At 43.8% G+C, this 13056-nt stretch carries 9 protein-coding genes; 7 read left to right on the top strand and 2 right to left on the bottom strand.

Annotation, left to right across the window (positions count from 1 at the left end):
- The first annotated feature begins 505 nt into the window (after positions 1 to 505).
- Positions 506 to 2395, top strand: coding sequence for an adenylate/guanylate cyclase domain-containing protein (locus RLO19_RS26360; RefSeq protein ID WP_446360349.1), 1890 nt, complete (start codon positions 506 to 508; stop codon positions 2393 to 2395).
- Positions 2396 to 2525: 130 nt separating this feature from the next.
- Here the strand turns inward: RLO19_RS26360 and tftA are convergent, their stop codons facing one another.
- Positions 2526 to 5153 (bottom strand): hormogonium tapered terminus morphoprotein TftA, encoded by a 2628-nt coding sequence (gene tftA, locus RLO19_RS26355; protein WP_446360348.1) that lies wholly within the window; start codon positions 5151 to 5153, stop codon positions 2526 to 2528.
- Positions 5154 to 5481: 328 nt separating this feature from the next.
- Between tftA and RLO19_RS26350 the strand changes: the two genes are divergently transcribed.
- From RLO19_RS26350 to RLO19_RS26340, 3 genes are all read left to right on the top strand, one after another.
- Entirely contained in the window at positions 5482 to 6111 is a 630-nt protein-coding gene (locus tag RLO19_RS26350) for a CatB-related O-acetyltransferase (protein ID WP_446360350.1), read from the top strand.
- A 486-nt stretch (positions 6112 to 6597) separates the two neighbouring features.
- On the top strand, positions 6598 to 7791 hold the full coding sequence (locus RLO19_RS26345; protein WP_446360347.1) for an ATP-binding protein: 1194 nt from the start codon (positions 6598 to 6600) through the stop codon (positions 7789 to 7791).
- Complete coding sequence (locus RLO19_RS26340; protein WP_446360346.1) at positions 7788 to 8852, top strand: ParA family protein; 1065 nt, start codon at positions 7788 to 7790, stop codon at positions 8850 to 8852. Before RLO19_RS26345 ends, RLO19_RS26340 begins: the two co-directional genes overlap by 4 nt.
- Here RLO19_RS26340 and RLO19_RS26335 read toward each other — a convergent pair.
- A complete protein-coding gene (locus RLO19_RS26335) occupies positions 8847 to 8969 on the bottom strand; it encodes a hypothetical protein (protein WP_446360345.1) in 123 nt (40 codons plus the stop codon). The two genes, RLO19_RS26340 and RLO19_RS26335, sit on opposite strands and share 6 nt — an antisense overlap.
- A 27-nt stretch (positions 8970 to 8996) precedes the next feature.
- Here RLO19_RS26335 and RLO19_RS26330 point away from each other — a divergent pair, with 27 nt between their 5' ends.
- The 3 genes from RLO19_RS26330 to RLO19_RS26320 all read left to right on the top strand — a co-directional run bounded on the left by RLO19_RS26330 (position 8997) and on the right by RLO19_RS26320 (position 12751).
- Positions 8997 to 9668 carry a response regulator gene (locus RLO19_RS26330; RefSeq protein ID WP_446360344.1) on the top strand — a complete coding sequence of 224 codons (672 nt, stop codon included), beginning with the start codon at positions 8997 to 8999 and terminating at the stop codon, positions 9666 to 9668.
- Positions 9669 to 9806: 138 nt separating this feature from the next.
- Positions 9807 to 11774 carry a CHASE2 domain-containing protein gene (locus RLO19_RS26325; RefSeq protein ID WP_446360343.1) on the top strand — a complete coding sequence of 656 codons (1968 nt, stop codon included), beginning with the start codon at positions 9807 to 9809 and terminating at the stop codon, positions 11772 to 11774.
- 221 nt (positions 11775 to 11995) lie between these two features.
- The gene (locus tag RLO19_RS26320) at positions 11996 to 12751 is read left to right on the top strand and encodes a DUF928 domain-containing protein (protein WP_446360342.1); all 756 of its coding nucleotides are present in this window, start codon (positions 11996 to 11998) and stop codon (positions 12749 to 12751) included.
- Positions 12752 to 13056 lie beyond the last annotated feature (305 nt).

Below are 13056 nucleotides of genomic sequence, written 5' to 3'. Positions count from 1 at the left end.
TTAGAGATAATCCGAACTAGGGAAGTATTCGGAAGTCTGTACCAAGTTTAGACTCAGTGCGGATATTCAACTCTTGCGTTGCTAGATTTGTCTCTAGCAATCCCTAACAGAGCAGCGATAGCTAGGTTAGGGTTGTTGAATGACAATCTGGTACGCCCAAATCTGCTAGTGATTAAAGTTCTCAATCAAACTTAACACCCTTGCACTGGGTAACTCTTCCGGACTGGATTTGAACCGGAAGTTATTTTAAGTAGAGCTTACATTGAACTTAAAGTGTTTTGCCGACTCTAGGTCGAAGGTATCCAACAAGACATAACCTAAACCGAGCCAATATCCTAGCTGGAGCAGTTCTCCGGCTGATGGCTCGTGATGGCAAGCAAAGTGCGAGCAAACGATGTCTTTGTTACCCCGTTCACCTCCTGAAAGGAGTGGATAGGATATCTATCCCGATCGAGTCGCCTGTTTGGGTGTAAGGTCTGTTAAGTCGATTGACATTGAGCTGCTTATGAAGTTCTCCGCTATGCGAAATATAGGAATTGCCGCAGGCGGAGCTTTTTTATGGGTAATGTTATTCATTAAAGCTCAAGTTATTAATTCTACTCAACACCATCACTATCTGTCAAATTTACACCAACTTCAGGAAACTGGCGCAACTTTAAATACGGATATATTGCAGGTTCAACAGGATTCTTTGAATGATTATGAAACTATTCTTAATGATTTAAGGCAACTTCAGGAATTGCACCATACCCTAGAAGATATTCCTAATTTTGTCAATAGCCAGCATGAATCAGAAATTAAGTCGGCTTTACGACGTAATCGCTCACTATTTGAGCGCAAGAAAGAGTTAATCCAAGAAGTAATCAAAAAAGAAACTATTCTCAATCAATCCTTAACCTCTCTGCCCAATACCATTCAAAAATTTCCTGATAAAGCCGCAGCGGAACCAAAGGCTGATGACTTGATCAATCGATTGAATACTCTATTGAACGATGTTTTAATTTATACGCTGTCTCCCAATGATGAATTAAGTTTAAAAATTCAGAGACAAGTGGCAGCAATTCGGCAACATGCAGATGTATTGGCAGCGTCTTCTGCCTTAAGTATTTCTGAACTCGATACCGCCTTAATCTATGCCGAAATTATTGTGACCCATGAATCTCAGGTTGATAATCTGGTGATGCAAATTCTGGAATTGCCCACTGCTCAACAGAGTAAACAGCTCCTGCAAATTTATCACGGTTCTTATCAACTATTTTTAAGAAATACTAAACTTTACCGTATTTTATTTTATGCCGTTTCTGGTGTTATAACCGCCACGTTATTTATTCTGCTGACATTAAAAACTAAACAGTTAGCCCAAAAACTTCAAAGATGTGAAGAAAAATATCGCAGTAGTTTTGACAACTCAGTCGAAGGAATTTTTAAAATCACTCCAAGTGGAAGGTTTTTAAGTGCAAATACAACCTTAGCTACTATTTATGGTTATGCTTCTGCGGAAGAAGTATGTGCAAATTTAACTAACCTGAATCGACAGCTTTACGTTCAGCCCAACCGTCACGATGAATTAATTCGTATCCTCGAAAAATACGGAACAGTTTCAGATTTTGAATCGCAAGTTTACCGCAAGAATGGTAGCAAAATCTGGATTGAGGAGAAGGCAAGAGCCATTCGCGATCGCCACGGTGATTTTATATATTATGAAGGAACAGTAGAAGATATTACGGTACGTAAAGCATGGCAAGAAGCGCTACACTATGAACAAGAGCAAGCCGAACGTCTACTGTTAAATATTTTACCCAAAGTAATTGCTCAACGGTTGAAACAACTCGAAAGTACAATCGCCGATAACTTTGAGGAAGTCACGGTTTTGTTTGCTGATATTGTTGGCTTTACAGAATTATCGGCTCGCTTTCCACCAGCGCAAGTTGTTGAATTACTAAACCGGATTTTTTCTGCCTTTGATGAATTGAGTGATTGCTACGGGTTGGAGAAAATTAAAACGATTGGTGATGCTTATATGGTGGTGGGTGGATTACCCACTCCCCGCTCCGATCATGCTGAAGCCACGGCGAATATGGCACTGGATATGCAACAGGTAATTACCAAATTTAATAACCAAAATAATCAGACCTTAAGCATTCGCATTGGTATCAATACAGGACCTGTTGTTGCTGGCGTAATTGGCATCAAAAAGTTTAGTTATGATCTGTGGGGAGATACGGTTAATATCGCCTCACGCATGGAATCTCAAGGACTCCCTGATCAAATTCAAGTTACTGAATTTACGTATAAAAAGTTACAGGATAAATATCTATTTGAAGAACGAGGTATGATCCAGGTTAAAGGGAAAGGAAAAATGATGACTTATTTTCTTAAAGCGAAGATTAAATAACTTCACGAGGCTAAGGGATCGGGGCAGTTCAAAAGTACCGTTAAATCACAAAGACAAAGCGGCGTTAGATAATATATTTTCTGGATTAGACAGTGAGTAGAGACGTTCCGGCGGAACGTCTCTACAACAGTTAAAGCGCACAAGGACTATCGCTTCCGTTATTCTCCATTGGCGCTACCGTATGACTCAAACGCATAAAGAAGGATTGAGGCGTGTCTTCAACATTAGACACCACTCCATGCAAACGCCGCACCAATGCCATAATCTTATTCCCATACTCCGGATCAGGACTCCAGCGCCGACTCAAGTCATACACAGAAGGCGCACTCCCGCGTAAGACAAACTGAAACCGAGGGCTGACGATGGGCGGATGTTCAATGGGCGCGGTTGTTCCATAGGCTTTTAGGTGCTGAATGTGGGCTTTCACACCTGTGCGGATATCTGGGAAAAATGCACCAGCCGGATCACTATTGGCTGTCCCTAAACCGCCAAAATTATTTTGTTCTGGTTGTAATGAACCGCCAAAGCGTAAGAAATCGGTCATCAGACACATCTGACAAAAGGCTATGTCGTGATTAACATCTTCTTTTTCCGCCTCTTCAATGTAAATTGTATGGATGTCGGGGAACTGGTCAAGTGCCTTTTCATTATTACTGGTGAGAAAGGCTTTTAAATCTTCTTCTGAAGCATTGCCAAACCAGATAATCTTGTCAGACTGATCCAGATTGGTTTGAGTCGCTGTATTCAGTAATACCGTTCTGGTATCATTATCCCAGCCGACGGAGATATTAAAGGGCTGGAGATCAACCGCTTTTACATACACGATATTGCCATAACTGAGTTGGCGAATATCCGATTCCACAGTCAGATCAACACCTAAATTCGCTACCAGATCCGCCGGAATATAGGAATTCCCATTGACCAGAAGCCCTTTTTCGTTATGGTCGTAGTTTTGAATTTTGATATTAATCAGTCGGAAATGGGGTGAAGTTTGATCCGATTTTGCCGTTTGACCACTCCATTGCAGCAATCCATCGGCTAAACCTTGAGCAAAGCGATCGCGGTTTTCTTGGAGTAAGGTTAAGTCTTCGGGATTGTCTAGGAAGCAGATATTGAAGATAATAGATGATGCGGCAACTTCACGACAAAAGGGAAGCTGATTTTTGGCACTCAAGGTATCGGGTTTAACGCCCCGTGAGAGCGGTTTTCCCGGTAAACGCAGTTCGGGGACTTTCTTTAAGAACGCCTCTAAGACTAACTGAGCATCTTTTTTGCGTTCCTCGTTACCGTCAATATAATAAGCTTCAGTCCCTCGCACAGAACCATTAAAAGCATTGCCACCCAATTCTATCGCCACATCCCCAGGCAGGACGCGATCGTTGATCCATTTGATTGTACCGGCAAGATCTAGGTCGTCGGGTACGATGAGGAAATTAACCCCTCGTGACTGGAGTTCCTGCACCAAGGCGTTACGGATAAGAATCATTTCCTGGGCTTCTGTGGTGCCTAACGCCACGACTCCGGGATCTTTCAGGTCATGACCCGCAGAAACCAAGATGCGTCCGACAGCCTTGGCTGGTGGAGTCGGGGGTTTAGTTGGTTCTGGTTCAGGTTCTGTAGTGGGTTTGGGTTCAGGTTTGGGTGGCGAGATAACCACAGGTGCGCCAAAAAATCCCAGTTGCACCAGGGTAGCCGGTCCAACCACACCATCGGCAATTAAGCCCTTTGCCTTTTGAAACAGCTTTACTGCTGCTTGAGTTCCTGGTCCAAACACGCCATCTACCCCAACATCAATTTTTGCATCTGCTAATGCTTGCTGTATTTTGCGGACATCCTTACCATGCATGTAGGGACTTGTCAACTTAATGATTTCAAAGCCCTGCCAGACTTCCCCAAAACCGCCGATAATACTCCGATTCAGTCGCCGTTCGGTTGATGGTCCATAGCCTCCATCTTCGGCAATTCGATCCTGGGGATTGTATCGATTCCAAACCCGTTGGAACGCCTGCACAGCAAGGCTACGAATGTCACGTCCGCCGCGAATATAGTCGAAGTGAGGATAATCCCTCGGACCCAACCATCGCCAGCCATGTCGTTCGAGAAAGGGTCGCCAGCCATCAGTATCTTGGATATCGATGGCTAAACCACTTTGGTGATTACTACGAGGCGGACGGGCGGCGAGTGGAATCCCGCAACGCTTACCTGCCCGATAGTGATTGTAGAGGATAAGCTGTTGGGCGATGGTACGATAAGCAGAATTGATGACTAGGGGAATACCGCGATCGCGAATTGCCCGCCCCAAGGCGGCTTTTGCAGCGGGCTGGAGGAAGGGCCACACCGCTTGTCCCAGGCGCACATTCAAGTCTTCAAAACTGACCAAGGTGTCTGGTGTGATAAAGTTCATCTCATCAATCACCTGTTGATCCAGTCCCCGCACAACATGAGTGGAACAGGAACGCACATTAAATAGAACTTCGGTAGAACCTGGGGGAGACACTGGGGGTAGCAAGACGGTTTCGCCGTCCCAAATCTGAATGTGGTCGGTAAAGGCGTACCATGTATTCTTGTTGTTAAATCGGTCTGTGGCAAAAGCCACCCGGATATGGTGGGGTTCTCCGTCCTTAGGGTCCCAACTGTGCAGTTCTAACTCTATCCCTTTGGTCAGACTATAAATATCTTCAGGGTTAGAGATTTGACTGCTATCGACAGGCTGCTGTTTGAGGAGGGTATCTGCAAATATTTTAAGCGTTAAAGCCATTGGCTGTTCATAAAATAATTTGGATCAATTGTAGTAATTTTACTATAGTTCGTTGTGGAATTTCTTGTTTAAGAGAGGTTAGAGTAGATTGAATTAAAGTTAAGGGTTAAACTCTTAAGATTTGATTAAGGAATAGCCTCTGAACCTGCGATCGCGCTATACCGAATCCAGGTTATCTAAGGAGTCAGACCCAATTAAAATTGACGGTTTGAGAGCGGGGAACAGGAAACAGTAAGGACTTAACAATTGTTAACATTTCTTAGTACAGCTTGCCAGAATTTATGTCCAGGTAATGATGTACCGTCGCCAGAATCCCAAAGGGTTACTTATGATTCACGGACCATCTCCCCATAGCAAATATCCGTTAGCTGACCAAACTCGGTTAGTTTTCTTGAATAATATTATCAATAATCCTAACATTATCGTTGGTGACTACACCTATTACGATGATTTCGAGAATCCAGAAAATTTTGAACGGAATGTTTTATATCACTTTGATTTTGTCGGTGATCAGCTATTAATTGGCAAATTTTGCGCGATTGCTTCAGATGTCAAGTTTATTATGAATGGGGGGAATCATCGCACAGATTGGTTTACCAATTATCCCTTTCCAATTTTTGGTTCCGGATGGGAAGTCGCTATGCCTGATAGCTGGCCCCACAAAGGGGATACAGTGATTGGGAATGATGTCTGGATAGGTTATGGAGCAACAATTATGCCCGGTATTCATGTAGGGGATGGGGCGATTATCGCCACAGCATCAGTAGTAACTCGCCCTGTTGAACCTTATGCGATTGTGGGGGGAAATCCGGCGCAAGTAATCCGCAAGCGTTTTGACGATAATGTTATCGCTGAACTGTTAGAGATGCAATGGTGGAACTGGGATATTGAGAAGATTACCCGTAATCTGAAAGCCATTTGTGGTTCAAATATACAGGAATTACGGGAAGCGGTATGACTAAGGGTTAGGGGAATTAGAACCCCTGCGGCTGCAAGACAGGGGGATTCTCGTCGAGTGCGATCGCGTGCAATATTCTCCTGCTAAGGAATAAAAGATCAATTTTAGGCTGTCAGTCATTGATCCAAAACTGGGTGTGACACCCCTCACCCCTCAAGGCGATTATAAGAGTAGTAGATGTACCTTTAGAACTAGAGTAGAGAAGCGCCATGGCGCTTCTCTACATTGCTCCCCCTGCTTTAACAGCATAGACAAAGCTGCTCAAGGACTTCCGCCGCGCTGCACTAGGAACGGGCAGACGATGTTCAAGCAGTATCTGCCAAAGACTACTACTGGCGTGGCACACCTAAAATGGTGGATTAGTATTGTAGGGGCGCACGGTGTGCGCCCAATTTCACCGTCAAATCTATTCCACAATTTTAGCTGTGTCAGTCCACTACTATAGAAACTACAAGTTAAGCTGAAAGTATTACTAAGGAGGGCTGAATGAATGATCAGGAGTTGGCAACTCTGCTAAATGATCTGGAATCGGATCGGGTGGAACGTAAAGCTTTAATATCTGACCGAAATATCATTCGTCAGGCTATTTGTGCTTTTGCCAATGACCTACCCAACCACCAGCAACCCGGAGTTCTGTTTATTGGTGTTAATAATGACGGAACTTGTGCAAACTTGCCAATTACTGACCAACTCCTGCTCACCCTATCCGATATGCGATCTGATGGAAATATCCTGCCTTTTCCTGAAATAATCGTCCAGAAACGAACAATTAGTGGATGTGAATTAGTGGTTGTCATCGTAGAACCATCTGATGATCCACCTGTGCGCTTCAATGGACGGGTTTGGGTACGGGTGGGTCCACGCCGAGCAACGGCTACACAACAAGAAGAGCGTCGTTTAGCGGAAAAAAGACGGGCAAAAGATTTACCTTTTGATATTCTCCCTCTACCATCGGCTAGCTTAGATGACCTAGATTTAGACTTATTTCGTCGCGTTTATTTACCTTCATCTTTAGCCATTGACATCCTGGAAGAAAATGAACGCTCTATTGAGCAACAACTCACCTCAATGCGCTTTGTCACAGTTGAACCCCAGCCAAAACCAACAGTATTGGGTGTCTTAGTCGTTGGTAGTGATCCACGACAATTTATTCCGGGTGCCTATATTCAATTTCTGCGTATTGATGGCAGCGAGTTAACTGATCCCATTAAAGATCAGAAGGAAATTGGCGGTTCACTTACTGATTTACTCGGAATACTTGACGCAACGCTTCAAGCTCATATTTCCGTAGCCACAGATATCACCGCCCAGCCAATTGAAATGCGACAGCCTGATTATCCCATTGTTGCGCTACAACAACTCGCAAGAAATGCCGTGATGCACCGCACTTATGAAGGAACATACGCGCCTGTTCGGATGACCTGGTTTAATGATCGTATCGAGATCCAAAATCCTGGTGGTCCTTTTGGTCAAGTGACTAAGCAAAACTTTGGTCAGCCCGGTGTAACCGATTACCGCAATCCTCACTTAGCCGAAGCGATGAAGAACTTAGGCTATGTGCAGCGATTTGGAGTCGGAATTCAATTGGCACGCAAAGAACTGCAAAAAAACGGCAATCCACCTTTGGAATTCGTTGTCGAAGACGCCCATCTGCTAGTCACACTTAAGAAAAAACCATGAACACAACGATTATTGCGTTTTTCAATAACAAAGGCGGTGTAGGTAAAACGTCATTAGTTTATCACTTAGCCTGGATGTATAAAGATATGGGGCTGCGAGTTGTTGCCGCTGATCTCGATCCTCAAGCAAATCTAACGGCTGCATTTCTAGACGAGGAGCGATTGGAAGAGCTTTGGTTAGGCAAGGATGCTCATACTGTTTTTGATTGTATACAGCCGCTATTAAAAGGAACAGGTGATATTGATAATCCCTACCTGGAATTCATTGAAGAAGCTCAGTTATCGCTTTTTGGAGGAGACTTAGGGCTTTTAGTCGGAGACTTATATCTTTCTGGTTTTGAAGATGAGCTTTCAGCACAGTGGCCCAATTGTTTAGGTGGAGGGGGTCAAGAACGAGCTTTTCGCGTTATGTCTGCCTTCTGGAGAATTATGCAAAACGCTGCTTTAGCTCATAACGCTGATGTTATATTACTGGATCTTGGTCCTAATTTGGGAGCAATTAATCGGGCGGCGCTAATTTCAGCCGACTATGTAGTTGTTCCTCTGTCACCAGATTTATTTTCGTTGCAAGGGTTACGGAATCTGGGTCCAACCTTGCGAACATGGCGCGAAGAATGGCAAGAGAGACTAACTAAAAAAAGTTCTCCAGGAAAGAAGGGTTTAGCCACAGATTTACAGCTTCCCCAAGGTAAAATGCAGCCGCTTGGATACGTTGTTTTGCAACATTCAGCCCGATTAGATCGTCCAGTGAAGGCGTACAACCGTTGGATTGCGCGTATTCCAACGGTTTATCATGAAGATGTATTAGATCAGCCGCTGACTCATAATATTTCTGTAGTCGATGATCCGAATTGTTTAGCGTTACTAAAAAACTATCAGAGTTTGATGCCCATGGCTCAGGAAGCCCGTAAGCCTATCTTTCACCTCAAACCGGCTGACGGGGCGATTGGCGCTCATACTTATGCGGTGAGGAATGTATACCGAGAGTTTGAAAAATTGGCTCGCGCGATCGCCCAACGAACAGGAGTAAAACAGTTGCCAACACCAACTGTGCCTTTATAATGGCATAAGTAGGTTGGTGAAAATAAACCTAACTATCCACGGAAGTCTCACATTGGCAAGGGTTTCGCGATCGCACTTGTCAAGTCCGTAAGGTTGAGTTAATTTAAGCCAATCCATTTATTTTTATTAATTAAGAAAACTACGATGAGCAAAGATTCATCAGAGCCAACACCGCGAAAAATTATTATTGTAGATGATCATGGGTTAATTTTGGAGAAAACCAGTGAATATCTACAACAGCAATATCCAGAGGCAAAACTTTTCCAGATGACAACGGCAAAAATGACTCTGGAACAAGTGGCAAGGGTTCAACCTGATTTAGTCGCCATAGATCTTTCCATCCCGGAAACAGATGGGGAGGTAGCCCGTGTTGATACAGGCATCCAACTGCTGCGAACCTTGATGGAAAACTATCCGACTCTGAATATTTTTGTGCAAAGCAGTTACATTAAGGCACTCGTGCGAATTAAACCAGATATTGATCGTCATCAGGGTGGTTTTACTTTAGCGGATAAAGCTCTTTTCAGTCAAGATATGTTAAACCGGATTGAATTGGCACTACAGGGAATTACCCATACCAAAGACCTGAAGCTGCCACCTGGAGAATTCAAATCTGAGTGGCTACAGGTTATTGATCTAGCCTTTCAAGACGGATTGCAAGATAAAACCGTTGCCGAAAAAATGGAGGTATCTGAACGAACGGTGCGTCACTATTGGACTAAAATCCAAGATGTTCTGAATGTTTATCCGGAACCGGGTAAAAATATGCGAATTCAAACGGAAAGACGCGCTAGAGAAGAAGGGTTTATTGATTGATATATGAACGCTAATCAGGTATATTGAATAAAAGTTATTTTTCATTGGTCATTGGTCTTATGTCATTGATTATTGGTCTTATGTCATACCAAATCCGGCATACATAACCCTGTTATGTCCAGATTGTAGAGACGTTTCATGCAACGTCTCTACATAAATCCAGTAAAATGGGATAAGTCAAGGAAGGAACAGTTGCGGCAAGGTTTGGGCAAGAAAATAATAGCAGAATTTGTGATCTGGCGCAGGGGAGCGCTACCAGGACTGGTAATTCTGATATTGGTGATTGTCGTTCGCCTCAGTGGTTGGCTGCAAGTTTTAGAATGGATAACTCTTGATGCTTTGCTGCGTTGGCGTCCCCAGGAATCCATTGATGAACGGATTGTGATTATTGGCATTAATGATGGGGATATTCGCCAAGTCGGGACTTATCCTATTCCGGATCAAGAGATAGCAAAATTATTAAGAACACTGCAGTCTTACAATCCTAGAGCTATCGGGATTGATATTATTCGAGATATCCCTGTTGAACCCGGTCATGATGAATTAGTTACCGCATTTAGGGATATTAAAAACCTAATTGCCATTGACAAAGTATTATTTCCGCCCATTGCTGCACCACCCACATTACCCTCTGAACAGGTGGGTTTTGCTGATGTTATTCACGATACAGATGGTCAGGTTAGACGCAGTCTTTTAGGAACACCAACATCGTTAGGATACAAGTTTTCGTTTCCATTGCGCTTAGCCCAAATGTATTTAGCGGCGGAAGGTATTTCCCTGGAAAATGGCACTCGTGATCCTCATGCAATGCGGTTTGGTGAAACTGAAATTCCTCGCTTTTTACCTAATTCTGGAGGGTATGTTGATGCTGATGCGGGTGGGGTTCAGGTTCTGCTGAATTTTCGCAATAGTCGAGAGGGATTTCGTACCCTATCTTTGGATGATATTAACCGGGGGAATTTTCCGGCACATTGGATTCGCGATCGCGTTGTTTTAATTGGTATCACTTCCCCTGGTGTGAATGATATTGTGAATACGACAGCTTTGACTGATTTGCAGCCCTCTGGACAGATTTATGGGGTAGAATTTCAAGCTCATACGGTTAGTCAAATTATTAGTGCGGTTCTGGATAGACGCCCCCTGTTGAATGTTTGGTCCGATAGATGGGAATATCTTTGGATTATCAGTTGGGGTGTATTGGCTTTGAGTGTGGGGCGGCTGACTCAATCGTCGTTGCAGAATCTTGGCTATGTTAGTTTGGCTAGCTTGCTCCTGCTTGCTATGAGTTATGGGTTTATTCGTTTAGGTTGGTGGATTCCGGTTGCTCCCGTTTTGTTAGTTTTGGTGTTCAATGGTATGGGCATTAGTGCTTTTGCTTTCTATAAATATGACCGGGCGTTGAAGTCTCAACTTGAAGTCCGCCAACGCACGATTGAGCAAACATTTAATCGGATTCATAATCAACCGATGCAAACCTTAGCTTATGTGATTAAGCTGGTGCAAGACGAAGATTTGAGTTCAGAAATGTTGGTGGGGAAACTTAAACAGGTTAAACAGGAAATTTGGGACGTTTGTGAGTATCTTAAGCGGGAAGCATTGATTCAAGATAAGTTGAATCAAACTAAAACATTACAACTGAGTAATGATTTAATCCTTGACCTAGAATTGCCGATAAATGAACTTTTTTATACCGTTAGTCGGCATACTCTGGAGCGAGACTTGCCGGAATTTAAAACCATTAAGATTAAGGTTTTAGAGTTTGCGGCGATTGTAGAGGAGGACTTGAATTTTGAGCAAAAGCGAGGACTCTGTGAATTTATAGAAGAAGGATTGTGCAATGTGGGTAAACACGCCGTCGGGGTGACTCGCCTTAAGGTTATTGGTAAAATTAAAGACGGGTGGTACAGTCTCAGTATTCAAGATAATGGGGCAGGTATTCGCTCATCCGCTGAAGGACATGGCACCAAGCAGTGTAGACGTTTAGCCAAACAGTTGGCGGGTGAGTTTAAGCGAGACTCTATTTCTGGTCAAGGAACCTTGTGTGAGCTGACTTGGTGTTTGGCAAAGAGGACATTAACTTTAAGATATTGGCGAAAAAGGGTTTAAGCCATGAAAATTTTATGGGTAGAGAATGGTACACTATAGCAGTTGCATATAAGCTAAATATCGCCAGGGGTAATCAAAGGTGAAAGGGAGCCTATCACCGCAAGTAGGTTGGGTAGAGCGTAAGCGTTACCCAACAGGCTAACGATGGTGTTGGGTTTCGTTCCTCAACCCAACCTACAAGAATAAATAACCATCAAACCCTTACAAATGACGAATTAAAAATGACGATCTCCATCTTTAAGTTTCATTGTGTCCACCTACTTATTTTAAGTTTATCCCTAGTTGTGACGTCAACAGCTTTAGCTGGATACGTGCCACCTCCCGATCAGAAACCACCCACTGATTATACAACGTCATCGGGTCCAAGGGGCGGATGCGAAGGTGACGGAATACCCCTAACTGCCCTTGCCCCTAAAACTCATCTGGGGGCAACCCTGTCTACCCATCCCACCTTGGCTTGGTTTGTCCCTGACTCGACAATTAAACCGATGGAATTTAGACTCTATGAGTACAATGATCAGGGTAAACCTCAACCTGTGGGTCAGCCAATTCAGTTACAGAGTTCACCAGGAATTATGAGGTTATCCCTGGCAAGGGAGCAGTTAGAATTAACGGTGGGGAAGACCTATCTTTGGCAAGTGGTGATTCTTTGTGATTCGGATAGCCCTTCCAGCGATTTAATTGTCAGCTCAGATATGCAAGTGGTGGAGATGCCATTGGCTTTGGAGGAGAAACTGGCTCAGGTTAATACCGGTTCGGAGAAAGTTGAACTCTATGCTGGGGCAGGGTTTTGGTATGATGCTATGGGTGAGGCATTGCAGCTTGCTCCTCCCTGGCAATTAGGAGAAGTGGCTGCATCTCTGTTGAGAGATCTGGTGAATTTGGAACCCGACGAAACCCGTCCAGAATCCTTACCATCGGAGTCAGAACCTATTGAGAATATGAGGACAATTATTCAGGCAACAGGGAATAGGTAAAAGATGTAAGTAGGTAGGGACAGTTAAAGGCGGGCGGTGGTGATCGTCATTCGTCATACTCGCTTCGCGAGAAGCAAGCTACGTCCTTTGTAAGAGTTTGAGGCTTGTTTACATAACTGGTGGATAGTTGAGTTTATTTCCACCAACCTACTTAACCGCAAATCTTTAACTGACGAGGGGTTTGGGGAGCTATAAGTCTCACGCCATAATCTTTGATTTGGCGTCGAGATACATGGACTCCCCAAGTCTATTTTGGGGTTCGATACACCCAAAATAGACATTTACCGTAACTTGTCGTTTGCAGT

It is taken from the genome of Coleofasciculus sp. G2-EDA-02, assembly GCF_040226375.1.
GTDB lineage: Bacteria > Cyanobacteriota > Cyanobacteriia > Cyanobacteriales > Coleofasciculaceae > Coleofasciculus.
Note: the sequence above shows the minus strand (reverse complement) of the source record. Positions and strands in the feature narration are given on the sequence as shown.

What these genes read in the sequence shown, in the direction of transcription:
- RLO19_RS26360 (WP_446360349.1), top strand. Translation starts at nt 506, where the DNA reads ATGAAGTTCTCCGCTATGCGAAATATAGGAATTGCCGCAGGCGGAGCT.
- tftA (WP_446360348.1), bottom strand. Translation starts at nt 5,153, where the DNA reads ATGGCTTTAACGCTTAAAATATTTGCAGATACCCTCCTCAAACAGCAG.
- RLO19_RS26350 (WP_446360350.1), top strand. Translation starts at nt 5,482, where the DNA reads ATGATTCACGGACCATCTCCCCATAGCAAATATCCGTTAGCTGACCAA.
- RLO19_RS26345 (WP_446360347.1), top strand. Translation starts at nt 6,598, where the DNA reads ATGAATGATCAGGAGTTGGCAACTCTGCTAAATGATCTGGAATCGGAT.
- RLO19_RS26340 (WP_446360346.1), top strand. Translation starts at nt 7,788, where the DNA reads ATGAACACAACGATTATTGCGTTTTTCAATAACAAAGGCGGTGTAGGT.
- RLO19_RS26335 (WP_446360345.1), bottom strand. Translation starts at nt 8,969, where the DNA reads ATGGATTGGCTTAAATTAACTCAACCTTACGGACTTGACAAGTGCGAT.
- RLO19_RS26330 (WP_446360344.1), top strand. Translation starts at nt 8,997, where the DNA reads ATGAGCAAAGATTCATCAGAGCCAACACCGCGAAAAATTATTATTGTA.
- RLO19_RS26325 (WP_446360343.1), top strand. Translation starts at nt 9,807, where the DNA reads ATGCAACGTCTCTACATAAATCCAGTAAAATGGGATAAGTCAAGGAAG.
- RLO19_RS26320 (WP_446360342.1), top strand. Translation starts at nt 11,996, where the DNA reads ATGACGATCTCCATCTTTAAGTTTCATTGTGTCCACCTACTTATTTTA.